A 23,561-nucleotide genomic window follows, 5' to 3' on the forward strand; every position below is an offset into this window, starting at 1 on the left:
ATATCGGAAATTCTATTCGATATTTCTAATCCATTCAATACCTTTATTTAATATTTTCAGGGATCTTGAGTATAAATGTGGAACCTTCCCCCCATAACGATGTGAGTTCGATATTTCCACCAAGTTTTTCAGCCAATCCCTGTGAAATTGACAAACCAAGACCCGATCCTTCAATCTTTCCATCATCGTTTAATCTTGTGAAACTATGAAAGATTCGACTTTGGTCTTCTTCTGTGATGCCTGGTCCAAAATCTCGCACAGAAAAGGTAACTCTACCCTCTATCCACTCGCAATGGAATTCGACATAAGAATGGTCTCCGTATTTAATCGCATTAGAAAGTAAATTGAGTAGGATTTGTTGGATTTTCCCAGCATCGGATCGAATGTTTTTAGACTGGATGGGAGGAAAGAACCGGATTTCCATCCCTTTTGCATCAGCTTGAGGTTGGATTAATTCTAAAGATTGCCGAGCGATTTCTTCTGGTTTGAATTCGGAAATTTGAAGGTTGAGTTGGCCTGATTCAATTTTCATTAAACTCAGAATTTCATTGATCATTTTGAGAAGTCTTGTTCCACCAGAATAGATGTATTGTAAGTATTCTTTTCCTGTGATATCGTTTTCAGGCAATTGGATGAGTTTCGAAAATCCAATGATGGAGTTGAGTGGAGTGCGAAGTTCGTGGCTGACATGGGCCAAAAATTCTGTTTTGGCTTTATAAGCACGTTCTAATTCTTCTTTGGTGCGGCTAAGGTCTAACGTTCGTTCTAAGATCAGTGATTCTAAGGTAGATTTATATCGATTGAGTTCAGTTAAGTCTAAATCTCTTTGTACAAATAATCCCATCCATCGACTGACTGTTTGGTAAATCAGTAAATTTTCATGATGGATGACAAAATTGGGAGTATACTTTTGAAAACCCATAATGCCTAAAAAATGATTTTCAAACTTGACTGGAATAAAAAGAATCGTTTCTGCTTTTGATTCTTCAAAGTACCATAATTCTTTTGGTAAGGCTTTCTCTTTTTTTAGGTATATGACTTTTCCATTTTTTAACTTATGGATCCAACGATTCAAACCTTGTGATTTCCAATCCAATGATTTGAATTTGTCAGATAACAGTGGGTAATCAGTTGATTTCCTTTCGTTCACCCAAATTTCGAATAGGTCTTTATCTCCACTTGAAATGTTTTTTAAGAAAAAAATGGAATCCATTTCTGTAAAATACAATAATTGATACAGAGCCTGTGGCAAACTTTCCCGAATGGATGGTTTTTGTATGAGGATTTGAATGGAAGAAGCAACACCTAATTCAAAACGAAGTCTCCAGGCGATTTCTTCTTCTTGTTTTTGTTTGATCGTGATATCGCGGATAAAAAATTTGGAATATTGTTTTCCTTCTGAATCTCCATGAAAAGCAAAGTGACCAAAAGATGTTTCTAAGATTTTACCATCTGTTTTATAAATGATTTCCGTTTGAAAATCATTCCGTTCAATTTTATTTTTTAGAAAAAAAGAAAATTCAAATTCAGTTTCTAATGAGGTAAATATGGAGTTTTTGAGAAGGATTTCATACTTTTTTTGAGAAACGTCAATGACTAAGATGGCGATTCCCGAGTCATTTCCCTCAAGCGAGGCCTGAAATAATGACATCGGGTCTTCTATCATATTAATATTGTTTTAGTAGTTCTTTGGGAAGTTTGAAACTCATGGTATCTTCCCTGCTTTCCGGAAATAGGGATACTTTTGCATTTGGAAAATGTTTTAGGATCTCTTCCACAATTTCGTCCACGAGAACTTGTGGGCTAGATGCCCCTGCCGTGATCCCCAAAATTTTAATCCCCGATTCGATGATATGTTTGGGGTTTACATCATCCTTTTTTGAAATTTGAAAACTAGCGGGTCTTGTTTTTTTCGCTAGTTGACAGAGTCTTACGGAGTTGGAAGAATTTTCCGCACCAATGACGAGCATGGCATCAACGGATCCTAACATTTTCTGAACAGCATCTTGGCGTTCTGTTGTCGCATAACAGATGTCATCTTTTTGGGGGTGCTCGACAAAAGGGAAAACTTCCTCAATTTTTTTGACAATGTTTTTTGTATCTTCAACAGAGAGAGTGGTCTGCATCAAATAGGTGAGTGCTTTTTCAGTTGAGATTTTCCCTTTCAGATTCTCAACATCTTCTGGTGATTCTACGAGAAACATCTCTGCTTCCCCCATGGTACCAATCGCTTCATCATGGCCTCTATGACCAATGTAAATGATTTGATGCGTATCACGAATGTTACGTGCCTTTTTATGGACTCGAGTCACAAGGGGGCAGGTGGCATCACCGATTTTCATCTTTCGTTCGGTTGCTTCCTTGACGACTTCGGGTGAAACCCCGTGTGCAGAAAAAACGACTGTGGCACCATCGGGAACTTCAGAGAGTTCGCTTATGAAGCGAATTCCCTTTTTTTTCATTTCTTCCACAACTCTTTGGTTATGGACAATTTCTTTTCGTACATAAAGTGGCGTGTCTGGATTTTCTTGGAAGGCTTGTTCCACATACGAAATTGCATATTTGACACCTGCACAAAAACCGCGTGGGTTTGCTAAATAAATCGTTTCTAGCACGAAAAACCTTCCTTTTCACTAGGATCCATTTCCATAGAATTCCTAGGACATATTTTAGAAAAGGGGAAGTTCTATTTTTATTCAAATTTTATTTCATTTTCCCTATTATCCTCCCTACTAGAATGACCGATCCTTATCTTGAAAGGGCCAAGGATGGCCTCTTCGAAAATTCATCAATTTCTTGGGTTTTGGCGAAAGCCAGAGCGGTGAGAGAACGGATTCAAGGAGGAACCCGGATGATTATCAACCACAACGTAAGTGCGATCTTTGCACACAGAACTTTGAAGTCTAACGACGCGAACCTGAGCAAAGATATCGAAAAGTTGTCTTCTGGTATGCGTATTAACAAAGCCGGAGATGACGCATCTGGACTTGCAGTGTCTGAGAAAATGAGAACTCAGATTGCTGGTCTTCGACGTGCAGAACAGAATACTGAAGATGGTATGTCCCTCATTCAAACGGCGGAAGGATATCTTCAAGAAACACACGAAATCGTTCAACGTGTTCGTGTACTCGCGGTGCAAGCTGCGAACGGTATCTACTCGGAAGAAGATAGACAACAGATCCAAGTCGAGGTTTCACAGCTAGTGGACGAGATCGATCGTATTGCTTCTCAAGCAGAATTCAATAAAATGAAACTGCTTACAGGAGCGTTTGCTCGACTCAACCCAACTGCTAGTATGTGGTTCCATATTGGAGCTAACATGCACCAAAGAGAGCGCGTGTACATTGAAACAATGAACACTGCGGCATTGGGATTAAGAAACCCTACGGTTCTTACTTTCATCTCTCTTTCGACTGCAGGAAAAGCAAACTCCGTGATCGGACTTTGTGATGATGCCCTAAGAGTGATCTCTAAACAAAGAGCTGACCTTGGTGCTTATTACAACCGTATGGAGCATGCTGCGAAAGGACTTATGAATGCTTATGAAAACACACAAGCTTCTGAGTCTCGTATCCGTGATACTGACATGGCTGAACAAATGACCAGCTTCACGAGATACCAAATCTTAACTCAGGCTGCTACATCAATGCTTGCGCAAGCAAACATGAAGTCTCAGTCAGTGATGAGATTGCTCCAGTAATAGGATAAGAGAAACTAAAGGCCAGGGCAGGGTGGTTGGGGCCCTTCCTTTGGTTTCTCGATTTTTCTTTCTTAGACCTTAATCCGATCCACAAATACTTTGTCTCTTTCTTCCAACGATTCCCATCATTCTACACCGATCCATTCCTCATCATGATTGCATTTAAAAATCGAAAATAGAAACCTGGTTTTAACTGAGAACATTTGAATTTTTAATTGTATGCTGATCGTAATTATCGGTTCTCTAGTGAATATATTTTTCATTGGTAAAGAATGAGTTCCTTGGGAAACTTGAGACAAACTGGAACGTACCTCCCCATGAAATTAGATATCGATTCTGCTTATAAAATCTTAGAACCTATTGTGAAAAAAACTCCCTTAGAGTATCATTCTAGGTTATCCGACCTTTATGGTGCCAAGGTATTCATCAAACGTGAAGACCTCCAAGTGGTTCGATCTTACAAAATCCGCGGTGCGTATCATATGATCCAAAGTTTACCCATGGAAACAAGATCACATGGTGTTGTTTGTGCGAGTGCCGGAAACCATGCGCAAGGCGTCGCTTATTCCTGTAATCTTTTGAAACTATATGGTAAAATTTATATGCCAGAAGTGACACCAAAACAAAAAATCAACCAGGTACGTATGTTTGGTGGTGAATTCATCGAAATTAGATTAGTCGGTGATACATTTGATGAATGCCAAAAAGAAGCAATAGACTATGCGAATACAAACAAAATGTCATTTATCCCTCCCTTTGATCATAATAAGATTATGGAGGGTCAGGGGACGGTTGCAAAGGAAATTCTTTTCGAATTGGATCGTATCGACTACCTATTTTTGCCGATTGGAGGTGGTGGACTTTGTGCCGGAGTGGGAACCTATTTTAAAATTCATTCCCCACAAACAAAAATCATTGGAGCTGAGCCGATGGGGGCTCCTTCCATGAAAGAAGCTTTCCACTCAGGCAAGCCAATTGTCTTGGAGAAAATTGATAAATTTGTCGATGGAGCTGCTGTAAAAAAAGTGGGTGAGTTTACGTTTCCAATTTGCCAATCAGTTTTGCATGACCTTTGCCTCGTGCCAGAAGGAAAGGTTTGTACCACCATATTAAATTTATATAATCTTGATGCGATCGTAAGTGAGCCAGCGGGAGCATTGAGTATCGCTGCCTTAGACGATTATAAAGAATCCATACGTGGCAAAACGGTTGTTTGTATTCTCAGTGGAGGGAATAACGATATTGATCGTATGCAAGAGATCAAGGAGAGATCGTTACTCTATGAAGGTCTTAAACAATACTTCATTGTTCGGTTTGCTCAGAAGCCAGGAGCCCTCAAACAATTTGTAAATGAAATATTAGGACCCAATGATGACATCGTGAGATTCGAATTCATTCAAAAAAATAATAAAGAATCTGGGCCAGCGCTCATTGGAATTGAACTCAAATCAAAAGATGATTTCCAAAATTTACTCATCCGTATGCAAGAATATCGATTGAATTTTACGTTGATCAACCAAGATGAAAATTTATTTGAATATCTCATTTGAGACTTAAGTTAAATTAAAAACTTGTTTTTGTTTTTCCTATCTTTTCGTTGAAATTCTTTGATTTGTCTAAAGGAAAATGAATTTTGATCGATATTGGTATTGATCCTATGATCGCCGTACAGCTAAAAACCCGGAGTGATTGCCGGGTTTTTGTATTAATATGAACTTTTCTACAAAAAATATTTTGAGCTTTCGAATGGAGATTTCTTCTTTTTGAGATCTGTGGTAAATAGGTCGTATTGGGTGGCGGGTGGATAACCCCACCCAGTTCGATACGGGCGGGGATAATATACCTACCGATCCCAAGCGAACTGTTTGCCTTTAAAAAAATCGTTATCTATATTACGCTCGAATCACAAACAAAGCAAGTGTCGCAAATAAATTGGGAAAAAGTTTGATTTGCCTTGTCCGATTAAAAAAAGCTCTGTGCAAAACTTTAATCCGTTCAAACTCACAAAAATCTTCGAAGTCCTTTCCTGAAAGGTAATGTAGGTTAGGTGTATCATACCAATGGAATGGCATGAGGTCAGTCACCGGTGTTTTCCCGCTCAGTAAAATTGAAGTACGTATTTGCCAATGGGAAAAATTAGGAAAAACAATGATGACTTGTTTTCCGATTCGCAAACATTCTTTAATGATATTTCCTGGGTTTAAAGTTTGTTGTATGGTTTGGTTTAAAATAACAAAATCAAAACTATGGTCCAAATGGTGTTTCAGTCCATCATCGATATCACCATGGTGTACATATAAACTTTTTTTTACACACTGGATGATACATTTATCATCCTTTTCAATTCCTTGGACACGGACTCCTTTGTTTTTTAAAATTAACATCAGTTCGCCGTAACCGCAACCCAAATCTAAAACTCTTTCGCCTGGTTTGATTAAATTGGCAATATACGAAATGTCTGGTCTATTTTTTAAGTCCAAACCGAGTGTTTCATTTGTATGGATGTTCAAAAGAAACCTCCCTCATCGGTTGCACTTAAAAAATCGCGTAAAATTGAGTCTTGCTCTTCGCTTGGTAAAAGGAAACTATCGTGACCTGCTGGGTTATTCAATTCAATGAAACTCACTGGAACCGCATTCACTTCCAAAGATTTTACAATTTCTTCAGATTGGTAGGGTGGATACAACCAATCAGATGTATAAGCAATCACGAGAAATCGGCACCTAACTTTGGATAATACTTTCGTAAGTTCCTTACCAGTTCCCAAACTAAAATGATCCAAAGCTTTGGTTACATAAATATAAGAATTGGCATCAAATCGGTCTACGAAAGATTCTCCTTGGTAAATCAAATAACTTCCAACGGCAAAATCTGTAGATTGTATATTTCCTTTAGGAGGTTTACGACCAAATTTTTCTCGCATCATTTCGTCACTAAGGTATGTTATGTGACCCATCATCCGAGCCAGTGCCAATCCTTTAGATGGTCGTTTTTCTTGAGTATATAATCCTTGGTTCCAATTTGGATCAGACAAAATTGCCTGTCTACCCACTTCATTGAATGCGATTTGTTGTGCTGAGTGTTCGGAGGAAGAGGCCATAACAATACAATTTTTCAGACGATCAGGATAAGCAACTGACCATTGTAAGGCTTGCATACCACCCATCGAACCGCCAGCAACGGCAAATAGTTTATGGATCCCGAAATGACGAATTAGTTTTTCCTGTGCATTGACCATATCTCCAATGGAAACAAAAGGAAACGTAGATTGGAATGGTTTGCCCGTATTCCCGTTTGTACTCAAAGGGCCACTGGAACCTTTACAACCCCCAATTACGTTTGAGGAAATGATAAAGTATCGATTGGTATCAAAGGCTTTCCCTGGACCGATGTAATAGTCCCACCAACCAGGTCGTTTGTCACCTTCATGGAAACCGGCGGCATGTGCATCCCCCGATAAAGCATGACATACTAAGATAGCATTGTCTTTTTTTTGATTGAGAGTGCCATAGGTTTCATAAGCAATCTCAAGAGGAGTGATGGTCTCACCCCCCTCAAGTGTTAATGAGTCAAACGTGGCTACCTGAGTCTGTACGATGCCTACGGATCCATGAAAAAAATCGTTTGGTTCTGAAGTAGGCATGTCTTTAATCAGATATTTTTTAATGCCTCTTCCAAGTCTACTAGAATGTCGTCTAGATTTTCTAAACCGACACTGAGTCTCACAAACCCAGGAGTGACACCAGCCGAGATTTGTTCCTCACTTGTTAATTGTTGGTGGGTGGTTGATGCCGGGTGGATGGCAAGTGATTTCGCATCACCGATGTTAGCAAGGAGACTAAATAGTTCCAAACCATCGATGAATTTTTTTGCCTTCTCAACACCACCTTTGATTTCGAAACCTACGATCGCACCGAATAGTCCACGTTCATGGTATTTTTTCGCAGTAGCGTAGTTTTTGTCAGTCGGTAGACCAGGGTAATTCACCCATTCGACCTTAGGATGTTTTTGTAGGAATTCTGCTACTTTCAATGCATTGTGGGAGTGGCGTTCCATTCTAAGGGGGAGTGTTTCCACACCTTGTAGAATTTGCCATGCGTTAAATGGAGAAATCGCTGGTCCTAAATCTCGTAATCCTTGCACTCTAGCCTTTAGAATGAACGCAATGTTCACTCCACCAAACGGTTCAAATTTCCCAAACACATCCCAAAATTTAAGTCCATGGTAGGAAGGATCTGGTTCCGTAAAATTTTTAAATTTGCCATTCCCCCAATTGAAACTACCACCATCGATGATGATGCCTCCAATCGATGTTCCATGGCCTCCTAAAAATTTCGTTAATGAGTGAACAACAATATCTGCTCCATGTTTGAGAGGATTCACTAAAAAAGGAGAAGGCATTGTGTTGTCGATCACAAGTGGTACACCAACTTCTTTTGCGACCTTACTAACGGCTGCTATGTCAAGTGTATCTAATTTTGGGTTTCCTAATGTCTCAGCATAAAAGGCACGTGTTTTATCATTCGATGCTTTTTTGAAATTTTCTGGGTTGGATGGGTCTACAAAATGAACCTTGATTCCTAATTTTGGAAATGTATAATGGAGTAAATTATAAGTTCCACCATATAACGAAGAAGAGGCGACAATTTCTTGACCTGCTTCTACAATATTCAACAGGGCAAGCATTTCAGCACTTTGGCCAGAAGCGGTCGCAAGTGCTGCCACCCCACCTTCTAAAGCTGCCACACGTTTTTCCAAAACATCCGTTGTTGGATTCATGAGTCTGGTATAAATATTTCCAAACTCTTGGAGCCCAAATAACCTGGCCGCATGGTCTGTATCTTTGAAAACATACGATGTCGTTTGGTAAAGTGGGACCGCTCTTGACGTAGTGGTTGGATCAGGCTCTTGGCCTCCGTGAAGTGCGATGGTTTCTGGTTTGTATTGGCGTGGCATAGATTCCCCCGATGGTATCGTCCACTATCCTTTCGCATTCTCATTTGTCAATAAAATCTCCAATAAAATAGAATAAATATCTGTTTTATTGGATTTGTCCCAAAGAGATTATTTCTTATTTTCTAGGGAAAACAATACGATAATGAACGTATCGTGGGCCACTATTCTCGTTACCTATGTCTTCTTTTGGTATTCCTTTGCCTGATTCCGTCTGTCCAGGGACAGGTTTGGGTTCCCACTGGCACTGAATCGAGAAGGGCTTCTGCATTACAGTTTGATGCAGGTGGTTCCAGTTTTCAGAAAGATTATTATGGGTATGTATCTCCCAATTTTACATTCAATCATGGTAGCCAATTTGGTTATTCTTTTTCACTTCCGATAAACGTCCTTGCCGTTGACAAGGAACCCCTTCAATTAGAAAGCAAAGCGGGTAAAATCCGTGAAATGGATTATAATAGTCGAAATGACTATTCCCGCGTATTAAATTATATATCATACGGAACCTATAACCAACAAGTTCCAGGAAAAGTGACGTATTCGGCTTACACAGGTAAGATGGTCGATGGATATATTGGTCACGGAACCATTGTTAATAAATACCAAAGTTCTTCTAGGTTTGATTCCTATAATCCTGGAGTTATGGCTGATTTGAATACCGATTATGGTGGAGTTCAATACTTTGCCAATTCTGTAGTAAACTTTGAAGTGAACGCGGCAAGGGTTTATATCAAACCTTTGGCCATTGGAAGATCACTTTATTCTTTATTTGATAAGTCCTCTGACTTAGTGTATTTAATGAACCTAAGAGGGAATGTACTTGATGAATCGGGGCGACTCAGTGTTGAGGAAGAAGCAGGTTCCGAAGAAATCCAAAAGAAAAAAGCCGAAGAACTTCGTAAAAAAGAAATTCGACCGATGAGCAAAGACTCAAGGATGGAACTTGTCGACAACGATCCATGGTACAATCGTTTAACGATTGGTTATACCCAAGCTTGGGATAGACAAGCTCCCGTACAAATGGCATACAATACCAATGGATCGCCGGTTACAGAAAAAAAATTAGACAATCCGAAAACTACAGAAGTGACTAGAGCATCGATTGAAGGTATGGACATAGAATACCGACTTCTCAACCTTCCATTTGTGGAATTTACACCCTACGTAGATTTTAATAAAATTAAGGGACTCGACGGCGCACAAGGGGCTCACTACGGAAGTATTTTTCGCTTAGGAACTAAGGATTTAAACATCATACTAAAACCGGAATTTCGTCAGATGACTGCAAATTATGCTCCAATGTATTTTGATAGTTTTTATGAAGTGGAACGGTTTCAAAAATTTCCCATTTCAGCTCCCATACGACCAAAATACGATTACTTAGATAACCAATCCAATGCCAAAGTGACTGGATATTATCATACGATTTATGTAAATTTTTACCATTTGGGTTTTGAGTTTGCCGTGGAAGATTACGGTCTCAAAGGAAACAAACGAGTATTTGCTGCGGCATATATTCCTCTTGGATCATCTTTTCTTATGTCATTTTATTATACCAAAAAAGGTTTTGATTCGCAAGGGAAGGCATTCGATATCGATAACAATACGCAAGCAGCAGCCGAAATCTCGAAAGCATTTGGACCTATCGTATTAAGAGTTCAGAATTATCGAAAGTATTACTTAGATTCCAGTGAAAAGTCTTTCCTCAGTATCGATGAAATTCGATTCCTTGTTTCTGGTGGAATTAGTTTTTAAAAAGTAGATATAAAAGCGAAGAGAAAGCAAATTCAGTTCGCAGGTTGATCCTGCCAAGTGTATGGAGTAAATATTTTCTCTTTGAAAAAAAATCCAAATCATCTGGTTTCCAACCGGATTCAGGTCCAAAGACAAATAGGGATTGTTTTTCGCTACCAATCGATTGAGCCATCGTTTTCGAATCCAGATCACCCATACGATCCAAAACAATTACCTCTCCTTGCCACGATTCTAAATACGGTTTCCAATTTTGATTTTGTCCAAAAATAATTTTTGGAGTTCGGTTGTTCCCTGTTTGGCTCATACCAGTCTCTATCCAATCAATCCATTCCTTTGTATAAACAGGCGAAGTCCAATATTCCTTATTTTTTGTTTCCGTGGCAAAAAAGGATAAACTCTGGATCCCGTAGGCACCTGCTAGGTGTAGGATTTTTTTGGCCGTTTGAGGTCTAGGAAGGGAAAAAAAACAATGGATAGGAAGGGGTTCTAATTCTGTTTGTAATGATTTTTCTCTCTCCAGCGTGGAATAGGATTCATGGATTTCGATGATGCGGAAAAAAAAATTTCCTAAATTAGGAATCACCACTTGCAGAGAATCACCAGGATTCTTTTTTAAAATGGATTTAATATGTTGGTGGCGTTTGTCTCGTAGGGATACAATCTTCTCTGTGTTCAATTCCTCTTCACGAACAATGATCCAATTCAAGTTTTAAATCTCAAAGTTTGGTTTTGGAATCGTTGGATTGGGTGTATCTTCGTTAGGTGATTGGATCTCGGGTTCTTGAAAGATTGGTGGTGGGATTTCCATTGGAGAGTTATCTTCGAATGTTGGTTCATTCGGTGGAATCACGATCCCGGTTTCAACATTGGAAAGAGACCATTTCCAAACATATAATAACAAAATGGAAAAAAGCAAAATAGGAATCCATGGAATCTCTTTTTTCCCTTTGGTTTGTTTTGATTTTAGATAATCTATAGGTGCATACAATAGATCCAAAATTAAATCTTTATAGTTTTGAAGGGATGGTTGGAACTGAAAGGAAGGGAGATCTTGTTCTCTGGAACTATTTTTTGTATCCAATTCTAAATCGGGATCAAACGTAAAACGGTGAGAGCATACGGGGCATTGGACCAAGATGGTTCCCTGAGTATCAGGGAACCGTAACATCGTGGAACAATTCGGACATTGTTTAACGCGATTCAATTAAGAACCTGTAATGTTCTTAGTATTTCAAAGAACCTTTCAATGCTTCTACGTTCTTTTTATAATGTTTGTTGGAATCACGGTCATTATAATCAAAGATTTTTGTGAACAATTTATCAAAATAATCTAAGTTTTTGAAATAGAATTGTTTTTTGAAATTGTTTCGAATTGGATTCGATTTTGTATTTTCAACATTTGATAAAATGTACTTTCCAACTCCTTTTTCAGAAGGTGTTTCTGGAGTTCCCCATACTGGGTAATCATCATGTTGGTAAAAGAGTTCAATTTTATCATTATGTGCTGGTTCTCCATTCGGAGCCACGTCAGCAATAACAGAAATCACTTTGTCTTCTAATAGAAAATTGTTTTGGTAAATGTAAGTTCTAATTTTTGTTAAGTTACGTGGTTGTTCTTTTCTTGGGTCTGGATCTGCGTTATTCGATCCTTCAAAAAAGAGTTCCATCTTTTTGAATTTTGCACCTAAGTTTTTAGAAGACTTTCCATCTTCACTTCCTACGAAATCAAACACTTCCAGGTGCAAACAAGTATTGTCTTGTGCTTCTTGTTTGTCTGCAGCTTCACAACGCTCCCCATCGGCACTTGGTTTTCCTTTGTAAAGGACAGTTTTGTGCGGAAGGGTTCTTACTTTCATTTTAAAAAGTACAGTATGTAAGCGAAGGCGTTTGTTCACTTCAGAGATATTGTCATCGAGTTCTTTTTCTGTATCTGCCATCGATTTCCCTGATTGAGAAGGATCGATTCCAGCAGAAGTAGAGCCAGTTTCCGAGCTACCAGTTTGAGCGAAAACCCCAATGCTAAGTAGTAAAATGGGGAGAATTAATTTTATTTTCATGTCCGAATCTTCCTAAAAGGTTAATTTGAGGATACCAAAGTACGACCCATGGGCGTAAACAAATATCCTGTAAAAAGTATCGGTAAAATCCTCGGGAAGATTGAAGCTGAATCACTCTCTTTTTAGTGTTTCCATCCAAAATCTGAAAAGGATTCCAAATAAAATGGAAGGGTGGGAGCTACGAGCTGTTCCAAACGGTTCCAATTCTGTGTGACCCAGCGCCTTTCCACATAATCGCAATAGTCCTTGAGATTCCTTCCAGAGGCTCCTTTTAACAAATCGGCAATTTGTTCCCGTTCTTTTTTGTCCAATTGTTTGGCATAACCCTCCAGAATCTTTGTCCTTTCGTCTCGGTTGGGGAGGGGAAAATGGATTTTTCGGTCAAATCGGGAGAGGAGGGCCGAATCTAGGTCCTCTTTCCGATTGGTGGCCCCAATGGTGATGGTTCCTGTTTTTTCAGCAAATCCATCCAGTTTGCGCAAAAGGACGCTTAGTAAGTTCCTAGTCGCTTCAAACAACCCGTCTTCTCGAGAGGTCGCAAGCGAATCAATCTCATCTAAAAACAACATACATTTGGGAAAGAGGGCCGCTGCATCAAAGACCATCGCCAGGTTTTGGGATGATTCTCCGTAATACTTACTCAAAATGGATTCAATGGGAACATAGACCATAGGAACGGAGCATAAATGAGAAACAATTTTTGCCATACTGGTTTTACCAACTCCCGGTTCCCCTTCAAAGAGGACGGCCCGAGGTAGGTTCCCTGTCGGTTTTTGCCTTGTGAGTTTAGTGATCTCTAGGAATGGTTCTGGTCTTTGCAGGGGAAAGACAAGACTTTCTAAAATTTGCTCCTTAACTCCATCGTACCCAAAAACGGAATCAAATCCGAGTTCATTCCCTTTTGCCCTTTCGAGAATGGGGTCATACACTTCCACACCCAGAGGTTCCAAAATGGACCGCGGATCTTTTGTGGATCCTCCTTCCAGTTTTAAGAATTGGAAGAGGTGGATGATGGTTTGGATTTCTTTTGTGGAAAAATCTCCCAATTTGGAACATTCCACTTTCAGATCGGATTTGAAGGAAAAACGAATCCGAAATCGAGAACTTAAGTTTTTCTGCGGTTCAAATAAATTTTCACCTAAAGTTTGTAAGCTTACATACCCTTCCTCAAAATTGTAAATTCGGAAATTTTCGATGTAATTCCGAACAATACCAAGACAATCGAAGATCTTTTCTTTCCCCACGGCTTCCTGGCGGAACCGAAAGACCGTTTCCTCTTTTTCTTGAATGAATTGGTAATTTGTCTGTTTGAGCTCTGTTGCAAACAAATCTTTTGCCTTAAAAAAATCCAGTGGGGTTGGGGAATTGGACATAAGGAACAAAATAGGGAAGATTGTCTTTTTTTTCAAGGAAGGATTTTGGTTTCCTCCGACGAATAGAATGTAGAGGTTGTAGGATTATGGGTGAAGGTTCACTATCACAAGAAGACATTGACGCACTACTCGGCGGATTTAGCGGCGGAAGCACACCTGCGGGTGGTGGTTCTGGCGGAGGTGGTGGCGGTTTGGACGACCTCGATGCGCTCGTTGGCGGTGGTGGTGGGGACGATAATGGTCCATCCTTTGCCGACATAGCAGCAGCCCTTGGCCCAAGCGCGACACCTGCCCCTTCCAGATCCCAATCCAAATCCCAATCTAGCTCTGGGAATAATACGGCAAATCTCAATCTTTTACTCGATGTTACCTTACAACTCACAATTGAACTTGGAAGGACTACGATGTTCATTAAAGACGTGTTACAACTCTCAGAAGGGACTGTTGTGGAACTCGATAAAAATATCGGAGAGGAATTAGACATTTTAGCCAATGGCAAACTCGTTGGTCGTGGGAAACTGATCGTCCTCGATGATTATTACGGGGTACAAATCACACAAATTGTAGATCCAATGGAACGATTGGGTGGGCCTGCGTTTTTATAAGGTGATCTCTTTTTTACCGGAAGAAGGATAGGAAACAATTGGAACCGATCGGACACGGATACACAATCGAGCGAATCACAAATCCAACTGACTCGTTACAAGAAGACCTATGGTTACGTTTACATGAATATAGTATTTCTAAGTTAGGTGACAAATCACTCGAATCCAAAGAATTTTTTGCCATCCTCGTAAAAGAAGGAGATACGCTCATTGCTGCCTCCCTTTGTTATTTGTTCTTTAAGGGACTAAACCTCCAACTGCTTTGGGTCGCTGAAGATAAACGAGGGCAAGATTTAGGGACAAAACTTTTGAAGGAGATTGAATCGGAAGCAATCAAATTAGGTGCCACTCTTATCTTTGGGTATTCCTTTGGATTCCAAGCTCCTAAGTTCTATTTAAAACTTGGATATGAAGAAGTGGGCCAAATTCCAAACTATCCGGAAGGCCAAAATTGTTACTTCCTTTGTAAAAAATTGACAAACAATTCTCCTTGACTCCATCCCTTCCAATTCACAATTTGTTTTATATGTTCATTCTAGCCATTGTGTAGACCGCCTAAACGGTGAACTTGTTTTGGATACCCCGCCTAAATTTTATTAGGAGGCGGCTATCTCTTCGCAGGCGGTCTATTCCCACTCATCCACTGTTTTGGTACCTCTTTTTGTTTTGCCGCAAAAACTGGATATGTCACGTAAACATGACCAAACAAATTTCCAAAAATTCTCCCAAAAAAGACGTTTTGAAGAGGAAGACGAGGAAATCCAATTCTCCTCGAATCAAAGTAAATCGCATCGTTACCGGTCCGATACGGAAGAGTTCCGTTGTGTGGAATGCAAACAGATGGTCTTCCCTCCAGGCTATGGAACAGACCAGAGGAACCATTGTCCCAATTGCCTGACAAGCCTCCACTTGGACAATACGCCAGGTGACCGAAAGGCAACCTGTGGCAGTAAAATGGAAGCCATTTCGATTTGGGTGAGAAAAGGGGAATGGGTGATTTTGCACCGTTGTAAGGGTTGCGGGGTCATCCATGCCAATCGGATTGGTCCGGATGATAATGAAGCATTACTTTTGTCACTCGCAGCCCAAGCCATGGCCAAACCAAGTTTTCGATTGTTTGTAGAAAGTCCGGTGGGAGATCCACCGGATTAGATTGGTTAGGCGAAAATTTATGCCTTCGGTTTTTTAGACTCTGTTAGGTTGGCAATGAGGGTTGGTAAATTCATAACATCCGCTGGGATGAGAATTTCTGTGCTCTCTTTAGCCACATGGAGGAAGTTTTGGATGAAGGCCTTTGTGATTTGTAATTTGATCGCAGACGCTCCGCCTTGGTCAGAGATGGCACCAGCGATGGCTTCAATCCCTTTGGCAGTCGCAACGGCCAGAGCTTCAATCTCTGTTGCCTTTCCTTCAGCAGAGTTGATCCTCCGTTGTTTTTCCCCTTCGGATTTGTTCACTGCTTCTTCTTTGAAACCGAGAGAACGGTTGATCCTTGAATCTCTTTCGCCTTCCGACAAAAGGACTTGGGAACGTTTTGCAATTTGAGCCTTTTTTTCCTTCTCCATAGCATCTAACACAGATTTGGGTGGTACAATGTTTAAAATTTCATAACGATTGACTTTGATCCCCCATGGTTCTGATGCTTGGTCGATGGCGGCGACAATCGTTGAGTTGATCAAATCTTTTTCACCAATCGTTTTGTCGAGTTCCATGGTTCCAATCACCGATCGCATTGTGGTTTGTGCTAGTTGGATGGCTGCGAATTGAAAGTCTTCGATACCATAAGAGGCCCGAACTGGATCGATGATCTTTAAGTAAATCACTCCATCCACTTTCACTTGTACGTTATCATGGGTGATACAAATTTGCGGTTGTACGTCGATGGATTGTTCTTTTAAAGTGTGGTAATACGCATCTCGATCGATAAACGGAATGAGGATATGAAATCCTGCTCGAAGGGAACGTGAATACTTTCCCAAACGTTCGACAATGAGAACATCTTGGGCAGGTATGATGCGAATGCATCGAAAGATTTTATAAATTACATAAATGGCAACAGCGGTCCAAAAACCTAAATAAACAAATTCCATATTATTCTCCTACCTGTGGGATTTTGGTTGTGATTTTGGAAAGTCCTTCAAACACCCCACCAATATTGGCTAACGTTTCTGGTACAACGGTTGTCTTGGATGTTTTTAAGATTTGGCCGAGGGCATCCAAGTATTCTTGTGTGATTTGTAAACTCACCGCTTCCTTTCCGCCTTTTTTGCTGATGGCTTCTGAAATCAGTTGTAAACCTTTCGCTGTAGCATTGGAGATGAGTGTGATTTCTTGGGCACGGCCGTCTGCCTCATTCACCAATCTGATTTTTTCCCCTTCGGAGATATTGATGGATTCTTGTCTTTCCCCAACGGAGTGATTCACTCGGGATTCCTTTTCTCCTTGGGAGATCGTGATCTCGGCACGGCGTTCTCGTTCCGATTTCATTTGGTTTTCCATTTCGATTAAGATTTGTTTGGGAGGGGTGATGTTACGAATTTCGTACCTAGTGACTTTGATCCCCCAAGGGTCTGTCGCACGATCAATATTGGAAACCACACGACCATTGATCTCATCACGTTCTGAAAGTAGGTTATCAAAGATGAGTTTACCAATCTCTGATCGAAGTGTGGTTTGGGCAAGTTGTGTGGTCGCCAACATAAAGTTATCAATCCCATAAGAAGCCTTTTCGCCATCGATGACTTTGAGATATAAAACTCCATCCACTTCCACAGAAACGTTGTCTTTTGTGATACAGACTTGTGGGTCGATGTCGATGGTTTGTTCTTTCAGGTTTTGTCTGTAACGGATTTGGTCGACAAAAGGGATCATAAAATAAAATCCCGATTTTAAAACTCCATTCAAAACCCCTAATCTTTCTTTGATAAAAACACTTTGTTCTGGTACGATGATGATTGTCTTTTTGATGATATAAACAATTGCCAAAAATACAATTATGACGATTTCGTTCATAAGTTTCCTCCTCTGTGACGATTGAAAGTACATGGACTTTCAAAAGAGAAAAGGGTTTTTTTATTGGATCTTAAAAAAAATGAAAGCTCCCATTTATGAATCTACTTTTTCTACTGTGAAGGTAAGATTTTCACGGGATAAGATTCGCACATATTCCCCTTTTGGAATTTTAGATTCTTTGGAAATGGCATCCCATAATGTCCCTTGGAATTTAATTTTTCCACCATGGCGACCCACCAAAACATCAATTTCGACCGGAACAATTTGATTCAAAAAATCATCTGTTACAAATGGATCCACACTCGATTCTGATTTAAAAAATTTTTTGATGAGGGAACCACCGAGTAAAATGGAAACAAAACTAGACACGACCCAGACGATGATTTCAGAATAAAAATCCATCGGAACCAAACGGGATACGATCCCAGTGAAAATGGCACCAACTCCTAAAAACATGACAAAGGTTCCAGGCAGAAGGAATTCAGAAAAAAGTAAGATGATTCCTACCAAAATCCAAAGGTAGGGAGTGTTTGCCAAAATCAAATCCAATGTGTGAACCTCTAAGTGAATAGACCTCTTGGATCGCTTCATGGCAAGAAAAATAATACTTTGATTCAAGGGATAGGAAAAAGAACCTGTCTTGTGTGAAACGAATTTTGTATTTGTTACTCTCTGTTTTCCTCTTCCTTCAAGTATTTCCTGTTCCTCGAGACAATCCTCCTGTCACCTCTGAGATTACCACTTCTGAAGATGTGAAACACATTCTCAAACGAAGTTGTTATGATTGCCATTCGAACGAAACTGTTTGGCCTTTTTACTCCTATGTTTTTCCTGTTTCTTACCTTGTCACAAACCATGTCCAAGAAGGTCGCGATGAACTGAATTTTTCCGAGTTTGGAAGTTTGGCCGAACGAAAACAAAAGAAAAAAATCTACGAAATATGGGAACAGGTGGACGAAGGCGAAATGCCACCCAAGGATTATCTCCTTTTACACCCTAGTGCCAATTTGTCTGAAAAGGACAAAGAAATCTTAAAAAACTGGGCAAACGCTTTCAGTGAGGATTCGGAATGAAAGAAAAAAAATTATGGGGTGGGCGTTTTGATGCAGCACCATCTTCGCTAATGATCCGCATTGGTGAATCAATCAGCTTTGATCAGGAACTCTATCGCCATGACATCGAAGGATCCATTTCTCATTCAAGAATGTTGAGGCGGATCGGAATCCTTTCGGAATCAGAACAACGTAAAATTGAAACGGGTCTTGGCCAAATCAAAAAAGAAATCGATTCTGGGAAATTTGAATTTAAAATTGAAAACGAAGACATTCATATGTCGATCGAATCTCGCCTAACGGAACTTTTAGGTGATTTAGGAAAAAAACTCCACACAGGTAGAAGTCGAAATGACCAAGTCTCACAAGACGTTCGATTGTACATCAAATCCGAAATGCATTCGATTTTAATATTGGTATATGATCTCCTAACGGTTTGGTTAAAAAAAGCAGAAGCCCATACAAAAACCATCATTCCTGGTTACACCCATTTACAAATTGCACAACCTATCCGTGCGTCTCATTATTTTTTGTCACATTTTTGGGCCAATGTGCGGGACTTTGAAGACTTTTATTCTGCCTTTGAAAGAGCCGATGAGCTCGTGTTAGGTTCTGGTGCACTCGCTGGAGTCAATTATGAAACCGATCGGGAGTATTTAAGAAAGGATTTGAATCTGGCAAGAATGTCTGAGAATTCAATGGATGCCGTAAGCCAAAGAGACCACATTTTTAAATTTTTATTTGCTTCTTCCCAGTTTATGGTCCATGCCTCAAGGTTTTGTGAAGAAATCATATTGTACACTTCCCAAGAATTCAGTTATTTTAAATTGCCTGACCATTTAACAACTGGTTCGTCGATCATGCCGCAGAAAAAAAATCCGGATGTGGCAGAACTGATTCGAGGGAAGGCCGGCCGAGTGATTGGAAACCTCACTCACCTTCTTGTGATGTTAAAGGGAACACCTCTTTCTTATAATCGAGACTTCCAAGAAGACAAAATCCCTCTCTTCGACACGGTGAAACAAATCAAAATTTGTACGGAAGGAATCCGTGATATGGTGGAAGGGATCCAAATTTTTCCAGAAAATGCAACACGAAGTTTACGCAATGGTTTTTCGACAGCGACTGATCTTGCAGACTGGCTTGTGAGTGCCAAAGGAATCCCTTTCCGATCGGCCCATGAAATTGTAGGCGAACTTGTGAAACATTGTTCTATGAAAGGTTATGATTTATTTACCATCCCGAGTGGGGAAAGAGGCCAAATCCATGCCGTATTAACTGACCCAGGATACGAAGCTGCCATTTCTCTAGAAACTTCCTGTGACAAAAAAGATGTGTTTGGCGGAACCGCACTCCCAAGACAAAAAGAACAAATCAAACGAGCGAAAGCCAAGTTAAACGAATTGACCAAAAAATTAAAACAAATAGAATCCAAAGGTAAAAAAACAATATGAAACAGTTTTTCTTTTCCCGTATCAAATCTCTGGCACTGGCACTTCTTTTGTTAAGCCAAACCGTTTTCTGTAGTGACCAAACTTTTAAAAAAATCACGTATGAACCAGTTACCTATGCACCTACAAAAGTATTGGTAAAACGTGCTGACCAAACAACAGTAAAACTACCGGAAAAACCTGCCATCTATGCTGTGATCCAAACCACACAAGGGGATCTAGTGGTTGAATTGTATGACACGGCAGCACCCAAAACCGTACAAAATTTTATCGATCTGGCACAAGGTGAGAAAGAGTTTCGAACAGAAAAAGGTTCCGAAAGACGACCATTTTATGATGGACTCAAATTCCACCGAGTGATTGAAAATTTTATGGCCCAAGGCGGATGCCCGAGAGGCGACGGTACAGGCGGGCCTGGGTTTCAATTCGAGGATGAAATCAATGGAAAGGCATTGGGACTTGATAAATTGAAGGTCAAAGATGCTCCCCAATACCAAGCACAATTACAAAGAGCCGTTTTATCTGAATTCAATATCAAGTCTCGCCAAGAGTTTGAGGAAAAAAGGACTGAAGTAGAAAAAGCATACCAGGAAGCAATGGAGTTACCAGTTTTGGAAGTCCTATACCGAGTGGGATATCGTTTTAACGAAGTTGTACCAAGTAAAAAAGCTACCCGTGGTGCTCTTGCGATGGCAAACGCCGGCCCGAATTCAAATGGTTCTCAATTTTTTATCAACCAAGTTGACACTCCTCATTTGGATGGACTTCATACAGTGTTTGGTTTTTTAATCACAGGGTATGATGTGCTTGACCGAATCATTGAAAAGGGGAATCTTCAAACAACCATTCGTAAGGTTCTCATTTTAGATAAAAGGCAATGAACTACTCAGAAGGCATAGAAGTCATTCAAAAATACACATCGGGTTCTTCCGTAGAACCTGTGTTAAAATTCATTATGACTGTCCCTCACAATGAAGAGGCCTTTGCCAATGCATTGGATGAAATTGGTGGGATCAATCGTTACCCAGATACCTTCGTAGGACTACTTAGTTTTATTAGCTTCAATTTAGGCCAAAAGGCAAAGATGAACCAATTGTATGAAACCGCATTGGATAAATATGAGGCCTTAAACCAAGTCACCGCCAAACGAAGGCCAACAGAAGAAGAAGCCAAAATCAAAAGGACCCTTACCGATTTTATCTTAAAAATTGAGAAAGTCTTTGAGATCCAAGATTTAACCGATGAAAGTTTAGTGAAAGAATTGAATCGATTTGTCTCGGAAGCGAACCTATATGGCGTGACGGAAAACGAAATCAAAAACCTGAAACTGGCATCCAAAACGGTGGCGCTCATAGAACCACATTTGGACAAACAAAGGGAAAACTATTACCAATACAAAAAATTGGGATCCGTGATGGAAAGACTCATTCGAATTGCCAATTACATCCTGGACGAAGCTAAATTAGGAACAGCCTAAGGGAAAAAGAAGGATCAAACCTTCGATTTCGCTAAAATTTCTGTCGGAAATTTGTCCCATTGCCGAAATTCTATAGTGAATGCGCTTCGTACCATTTTACATCATTTTGGGAATTTTGGTCTCCCATTCCTTATTTTCATTCCCTGACCGGGATGCGCGTGGGGAACGAGTTGAGAATTTTATTGCCCTACAATCAAAGATCAGTGTGAGCCTCACCAAACGCAGTTACGAAGCGGGGGAAAGGATCCCACTCACATTTTCCATCACCAATACAGGGAAAGAAGTGGTTCGTATTTTCCCTTCCTTTGATTTTCGTTATTCCTTTCAAATCATAGTCAAAGACGAGAACGATCGGATCCTCCCACCAATCGAAGACCCTGATTTTCCTGATCCCATTCTCAAACGAAGGACTACCATTGTCAATTTGGTGGGCGATGAAAACAAAGAGGTGAGCCTTCACCGAAATGAATCCTTTTCCAAGACCATTTACTTGGATGAACACTACCAGTTTTTGCCTGACCAAAAATTTTATATCACTGGTTATTTTTATCCCAATTACACAGAAGATAAATCAGCATTCCTTCGTTCCCAAAACACAGTGGGATTTTTATTCCAAAATCCGAAACTTCAACGCAAGGAATCGGTAAACCGCCAAATGACTGAAAGTGGCGGACTTTCCCCTGAAGAGGTTATCTTTTTATTCCTTGGCGCTGAGATGAAAAAAAGATGGGAATACCATTTTAAATGGATCGATTTTTCTGAATACATCTTGGCTTATGATCGTTATAGCAGTGCTTATGCAGAAGCAAATGTGGGTGAGCGGGAAACCATCATCGAAGATTTTAAAGAGTATTTGACGGAGTCCCCCTCAGGTGCATTAAAATACTTTAAGGTGATGAGTGTGGATTACCCCTCCAAACGAGATGCTCGTGTCCAAGTGTATGTAGAAAGAATGATGGGTCGGTTCAAAACAAGGTACGAATATATATACACCTTGCGACAAGAAGAAGGAAGCCGAGTTGGATTTTGGCAGATTAAAAACTTACTCGTAAAGGTAAAAAAATGACGGAAATCCTTTCCCAAGACGAAATTGATGCCCTGTTAAATGCCATCTCCTCTGGAGAAGTTTCGGAGGATGAATACTCGTCCGTTGGGGAACAAAAAAAAGTCAAAATTTACGACTTCAAACGTCCGGATAAATTTTCAAAAGACCAAATTCGTACACTCCAGATGATGCACGAGATCTTTGCTCGTTTGGCAACCACAGGACTTTCTGCACAGCTCCGAGCCCTCGTCGTAGTGCACGTAGCTTCGGTGGACCAGTTAACTTACGAAGAATTCATTCGTTCCATTCCAAATCCCACAACCCTTGCTGTGATCAATATGGACCCTCTCCGAGGATCCGCCATTTTAGAAATTGACCCTTCCATTTCCTTTACCATCATCGATCGTCTGTTTGGTGGTAAGGGTGAGTCTTCGAAAGTCAACCGTGAACTTTCCGATATTGAGTTATCGGTAATGGAAGGGATCATCGTCAGAATCCTTGGAAACTTACGCGAGTCTTGGTCAACGGTGATCGACTTACGTCCTAGGCTCGGAAACATCGAAACAAACCCGCAGTTCGCACAGGTTGTTCCTCCCAATGACATGGTGGTATTAATTACCTTGGAAACAAAAGTAGGGGAAGTGGAAAGGATGACAAACCTTTGTATTCCTTACATCACCATTGAACCTATCATCAATAAACTCTCTGCACAGTATTGGTATTCCTCGATTCGAAAAGGGGAAGTGGATGAAAACCGTGCCGTCATCCAAGAACGTCTCGACCAAGTGAAAATCCCTCTCATTTCTGAAGTGGGAAGCGTGGATATTTCTCTCAATGATCTCATGAACTTACATGTCGGAGATGTGATCAAATTGGAGAATACGCCCATCAAAACCGACCTGATGGTGAAAGTGGGGGACAGAAGTAAATTCAAAGCCACACCAGGACGCGTGGGAAACCGCCTAGCTATCCAAATTGGTGATAGCATTGAGGACATTCCTGACGAACTCCTCGGTTCCACCAGATCGGAACAAGAATACTGATTTGATTCGCTAAACAGGGTTTATGTGAAGATTAAACC

At 40.3% G+C, this 23,561-nt stretch carries 24 protein-coding genes; 12 read left to right on the forward strand and 12 right to left on the reverse strand.

Going from position 1 to position 23,561, the window contains the following annotated elements:
* Nucleotides 1-43: 43 nt before the first annotated feature.
* Nucleotides 44-1,651 (reverse strand): sensor histidine kinase, encoded by a 1,608-nt coding sequence (locus LEPBI_RS07830; RefSeq protein WP_226992911.1) that lies wholly within the window; start codon nucleotides 1,649-1,651, stop codon nucleotides 44-46.
* Between the two features lie 16 nt (nucleotides 1,652-1,667).
* Entirely contained in the window at nucleotides 1,668-2,615 is a 948-nt protein-coding gene (gene ispH, locus LEPBI_RS07835; protein ID WP_012388574.1) for a 4-hydroxy-3-methylbut-2-enyl diphosphate reductase, read from the reverse strand.
* Nucleotides 2,616-2,851: 236 nt separating this feature from the next.
* On the opposite strand from ispH, the gene LEPBI_RS07840 reads away from it, so the two are divergent.
* Both LEPBI_RS07840 and ilvA read left to right on the forward strand, forming a co-directional pair.
* Nucleotides 2,852-3,700, forward strand: coding sequence for a flagellin N-terminal helical domain-containing protein (locus LEPBI_RS07840; RefSeq protein WP_002974229.1), 849 nt, complete (start codon nucleotides 2,852-2,854; stop codon nucleotides 3,698-3,700).
* Nucleotides 3,701-4,017: 317 nt separating this feature from the next.
* The gene (gene ilvA, locus LEPBI_RS07845) at nucleotides 4,018-5,250 is read left to right on the forward strand and encodes a threonine ammonia-lyase IlvA (protein WP_187148073.1); all 1,233 of its coding nucleotides are present in this window, start codon (nucleotides 4,018-4,020) and stop codon (nucleotides 5,248-5,250) included.
* 342 nt (nucleotides 5,251-5,592) lie between these two features.
* Here ilvA and metW read toward each other — a convergent pair whose 3' ends face one another.
* From metW to LEPBI_RS07860, 3 genes are read right to left on the reverse strand one after another with little or no spacing between them, the layout of a single operon-like run.
* A complete protein-coding gene (gene metW / locus LEPBI_RS07850; RefSeq protein WP_012388576.1) occupies nucleotides 5,593-6,210 on the reverse strand; it encodes a methionine biosynthesis protein MetW in 618 nt (205 codons plus the stop codon).
* Entirely contained in the window at nucleotides 6,207-7,343 is a 1,137-nt protein-coding gene (gene metX, locus LEPBI_RS07855) for a homoserine O-acetyltransferase MetX (protein ID WP_012388577.1), read from the reverse strand. The genes metW and metX overlap by 4 nt, the downstream gene beginning before the upstream one ends.
* An 8-nt stretch (nucleotides 7,344-7,351) precedes the next feature.
* The gene (locus tag LEPBI_RS07860; RefSeq protein ID WP_012388578.1) at nucleotides 7,352-8,656 is read right to left on the reverse strand and encodes an O-acetylhomoserine aminocarboxypropyltransferase/cysteine synthase family protein; all 1,305 of its coding nucleotides are present in this window, start codon (nucleotides 8,654-8,656) and stop codon (nucleotides 7,352-7,354) included.
* Nucleotides 8,657-8,842: 186 nt separating this feature from the next.
* Between LEPBI_RS07860 and LEPBI_RS07865 the strand changes: the two genes are divergently transcribed.
* Complete coding sequence (locus LEPBI_RS07865; protein WP_187148090.1) at nucleotides 8,843-10,408, forward strand: hypothetical protein; 1,566 nt, start codon at nucleotides 8,843-8,845, stop codon at nucleotides 10,406-10,408.
* Here the strand turns inward: LEPBI_RS07865 and LEPBI_RS07870 are convergent.
* The 4 genes from LEPBI_RS07870 to LEPBI_RS07885 all read right to left on the reverse strand — a co-directional run bounded on the left by LEPBI_RS07870 (nucleotide 10,398) and on the right by LEPBI_RS07885 (nucleotide 13,838).
* Nucleotides 10,398-11,114, reverse strand: coding sequence for an RsmE family RNA methyltransferase (locus LEPBI_RS07870; protein ID WP_012388580.1), 717 nt, complete (start codon nucleotides 11,112-11,114; stop codon nucleotides 10,398-10,400). The genes LEPBI_RS07865 and LEPBI_RS07870 overlap by 11 nt on opposite strands.
* A gap of 3 nt (nucleotides 11,115-11,117) precedes the next feature.
* On the reverse strand, nucleotides 11,118-11,612 hold the full coding sequence (locus LEPBI_RS07875; RefSeq protein WP_012388581.1) for a zinc ribbon domain-containing protein: 495 nt from the start codon (nucleotides 11,610-11,612) through the stop codon (nucleotides 11,118-11,120).
* A gap of 19 nt (nucleotides 11,613-11,631) precedes the next feature.
* Nucleotides 11,632-12,465 carry a flagellar-coiling protein FcpB gene (gene fcpB, locus LEPBI_RS07880; RefSeq protein ID WP_012388582.1) on the reverse strand — a complete coding sequence of 278 codons (834 nt, stop codon included), beginning with the start codon at nucleotides 12,463-12,465 and terminating at the stop codon, nucleotides 11,632-11,634.
* Nucleotides 12,466-12,587: 122 nt separating this feature from the next.
* Nucleotides 12,588-13,838: an AAA family ATPase gene (locus tag LEPBI_RS07885; RefSeq protein WP_411711773.1), complete on the reverse strand. Its 1,251-nt coding sequence runs from the start codon at nucleotides 13,836-13,838 to the stop codon at nucleotides 12,588-12,590.
* An 86-nt stretch (nucleotides 13,839-13,924) separates the two neighbouring features.
* Between LEPBI_RS07885 and fliN the strand changes: the two genes are divergently transcribed.
* From fliN to LEPBI_RS07900, 3 genes are all read left to right on the forward strand, one after another.
* Nucleotides 13,925-14,443 (forward strand): flagellar motor switch protein FliN, encoded by a 519-nt coding sequence (gene fliN / locus LEPBI_RS07890; protein ID WP_012388584.1) that lies wholly within the window; start codon nucleotides 13,925-13,927, stop codon nucleotides 14,441-14,443.
* Nucleotides 14,444-14,481: 38 nt separating this feature from the next.
* Complete coding sequence (locus LEPBI_RS07895; protein WP_012388585.1) at nucleotides 14,482-14,937, forward strand: GNAT family N-acetyltransferase; 456 nt, start codon at nucleotides 14,482-14,484, stop codon at nucleotides 14,935-14,937.
* Between the two features lie 190 nt (nucleotides 14,938-15,127).
* On the forward strand, nucleotides 15,128-15,595 hold the full coding sequence (locus tag LEPBI_RS07900) for an RNHCP domain-containing protein (protein WP_187148074.1): 468 nt from the start codon (nucleotides 15,128-15,130) through the stop codon (nucleotides 15,593-15,595).
* Between the two features lie 17 nt (nucleotides 15,596-15,612).
* Here LEPBI_RS07900 and LEPBI_RS07905 read toward each other — a convergent pair whose 3' ends face one another.
* The 3 genes from LEPBI_RS07905 to LEPBI_RS07915 form a co-directional block, all read right to left on the reverse strand.
* Nucleotides 15,613-16,533, reverse strand: coding sequence for an SPFH domain-containing protein (locus tag LEPBI_RS07905; RefSeq protein ID WP_012388587.1), 921 nt, complete (start codon nucleotides 16,531-16,533; stop codon nucleotides 15,613-15,615).
* A 1-nt stretch (nucleotide 16,534) separates the two neighbouring features.
* Nucleotides 16,535-17,455: an SPFH domain-containing protein gene (locus LEPBI_RS07910; RefSeq protein WP_012388588.1), complete on the reverse strand. Its 921-nt coding sequence runs from the start codon at nucleotides 17,453-17,455 to the stop codon at nucleotides 16,535-16,537.
* Nucleotides 17,456-17,548: 93 nt separating this feature from the next.
* Nucleotides 17,549-18,004, reverse strand: a complete 456-nt coding sequence (locus LEPBI_RS07915) for an NfeD family protein (RefSeq protein ID WP_012476260.1) — start codon at nucleotides 18,002-18,004, stop codon at nucleotides 17,549-17,551.
* A gap of 95 nt (nucleotides 18,005-18,099) precedes the next feature.
* Between LEPBI_RS07915 and LEPBI_RS07920 the strand changes: the two genes are divergently transcribed.
* The 6 genes from LEPBI_RS07920 to fliM all read left to right on the forward strand — a co-directional run bounded on the left by LEPBI_RS07920 (nucleotide 18,100) and on the right by fliM (nucleotide 23,523).
* Nucleotides 18,100-18,528, forward strand: a complete 429-nt coding sequence (locus tag LEPBI_RS07920; RefSeq protein ID WP_012388590.1) for a heme-binding domain-containing protein — start codon at nucleotides 18,100-18,102, stop codon at nucleotides 18,526-18,528.
* Nucleotides 18,525-19,961: an argininosuccinate lyase gene (gene argH / locus LEPBI_RS07925; RefSeq protein WP_012388591.1), complete on the forward strand. Its 1,437-nt coding sequence runs from the start codon at nucleotides 18,525-18,527 to the stop codon at nucleotides 19,959-19,961. The genes LEPBI_RS07920 and argH overlap by 4 nt, the downstream gene beginning before the upstream one ends.
* The gene (locus LEPBI_RS07930) at nucleotides 19,958-20,839 is read left to right on the forward strand and encodes a peptidylprolyl isomerase (protein WP_012388592.1); all 882 of its coding nucleotides are present in this window, start codon (nucleotides 19,958-19,960) and stop codon (nucleotides 20,837-20,839) included. Before argH ends, LEPBI_RS07930 begins: the two co-directional genes overlap by 4 nt.
* The gene (locus tag LEPBI_RS07935; protein ID WP_012388593.1) at nucleotides 20,836-21,435 is read left to right on the forward strand and encodes a hypothetical protein; all 600 of its coding nucleotides are present in this window, start codon (nucleotides 20,836-20,838) and stop codon (nucleotides 21,433-21,435) included. Before LEPBI_RS07930 ends, LEPBI_RS07935 begins: the two co-directional genes overlap by 4 nt.
* Nucleotides 21,436-21,514: 79 nt before the next feature.
* Nucleotides 21,515-22,501 carry a hypothetical protein gene (locus LEPBI_RS07940; protein WP_012388594.1) on the forward strand — a complete coding sequence of 329 codons (987 nt, stop codon included), beginning with the start codon at nucleotides 21,515-21,517 and terminating at the stop codon, nucleotides 22,499-22,501.
* On the forward strand, nucleotides 22,498-23,523 hold the full coding sequence (fliM, locus tag LEPBI_RS07945) for a flagellar motor switch protein FliM (RefSeq protein ID WP_012388595.1): 1,026 nt from the start codon (nucleotides 22,498-22,500) through the stop codon (nucleotides 23,521-23,523). Before LEPBI_RS07940 ends, fliM begins: the two co-directional genes overlap by 4 nt.
* Nucleotides 23,524-23,561: the final 38 nt, after the last annotated feature.

It is taken from the genome of Leptospira biflexa serovar Patoc strain 'Patoc 1 (Paris)' (assembly GCF_000017685.1).
Taxonomy (GTDB): Bacteria; Spirochaetota; Leptospiria; order Leptospirales; family Leptospiraceae; genus Leptospira_A; species Leptospira_A biflexa.

What these genes read in the sequence shown, in the direction of transcription:
- LEPBI_RS07830 (WP_226992911.1), bottom strand. Translation starts at nt 1,651, where the DNA reads ATGTCATTATTTCAGGCCTCGCTTGAGGGAAATGACTCGGGAATCGCC.
- LEPBI_RS07840 (WP_002974229.1), top strand. Translation starts at nt 2,852, where the DNA reads ATGATTATCAACCACAACGTAAGTGCGATCTTTGCACACAGAACTTTG.
- ilvA (WP_187148073.1), top strand. Translation starts at nt 4,018, where the DNA reads ATGAAATTAGATATCGATTCTGCTTATAAAATCTTAGAACCTATTGTG.
- metX (WP_012388577.1), bottom strand. Translation starts at nt 7,343, where the DNA reads ATGCCTACTTCAGAACCAAACGATTTTTTTCATGGATCCGTAGGCATC.
- LEPBI_RS07860 (WP_012388578.1), bottom strand. Translation starts at nt 8,656, where the DNA reads ATGCCACGCCAATACAAACCAGAAACCATCGCACTTCACGGAGGCCAA.
- fcpB (WP_012388582.1), bottom strand. Translation starts at nt 12,465, where the DNA reads ATGAAAATAAAATTAATTCTCCCCATTTTACTACTTAGCATTGGGGTT.
- LEPBI_RS07885 (WP_411711773.1), bottom strand. Translation starts at nt 13,838, where the DNA reads ATGTCCAATTCCCCAACCCCACTGGATTTTTTTAAGGCAAAAGATTTG.
- fliN (WP_012388584.1), top strand. Translation starts at nt 13,925, where the DNA reads ATGGGTGAAGGTTCACTATCACAAGAAGACATTGACGCACTACTCGGC.
- LEPBI_RS07900 (WP_187148074.1), top strand. Translation starts at nt 15,128, where the DNA reads ATGTCACGTAAACATGACCAAACAAATTTCCAAAAATTCTCCCAAAAA.
- LEPBI_RS07905 (WP_012388587.1), bottom strand. Translation starts at nt 16,533, where the DNA reads ATGGAATTTGTTTATTTAGGTTTTTGGACCGCTGTTGCCATTTATGTA.
- LEPBI_RS07910 (WP_012388588.1), bottom strand. Translation starts at nt 17,455, where the DNA reads ATGAACGAAATCGTCATAATTGTATTTTTGGCAATTGTTTATATCATC.
- argH (WP_012388591.1), top strand. Translation starts at nt 18,525, where the DNA reads ATGAAAGAAAAAAAATTATGGGGTGGGCGTTTTGATGCAGCACCATCT.
- LEPBI_RS07930 (WP_012388592.1), top strand. Translation starts at nt 19,958, where the DNA reads ATGAAACAGTTTTTCTTTTCCCGTATCAAATCTCTGGCACTGGCACTT.
- LEPBI_RS07935 (WP_012388593.1), top strand. Translation starts at nt 20,836, where the DNA reads ATGAACTACTCAGAAGGCATAGAAGTCATTCAAAAATACACATCGGGT.
- LEPBI_RS07940 (WP_012388594.1), top strand. Translation starts at nt 21,515, where the DNA reads ATGCGCTTCGTACCATTTTACATCATTTTGGGAATTTTGGTCTCCCAT.
- fliM (WP_012388595.1), top strand. Translation starts at nt 22,498, where the DNA reads ATGACGGAAATCCTTTCCCAAGACGAAATTGATGCCCTGTTAAATGCC.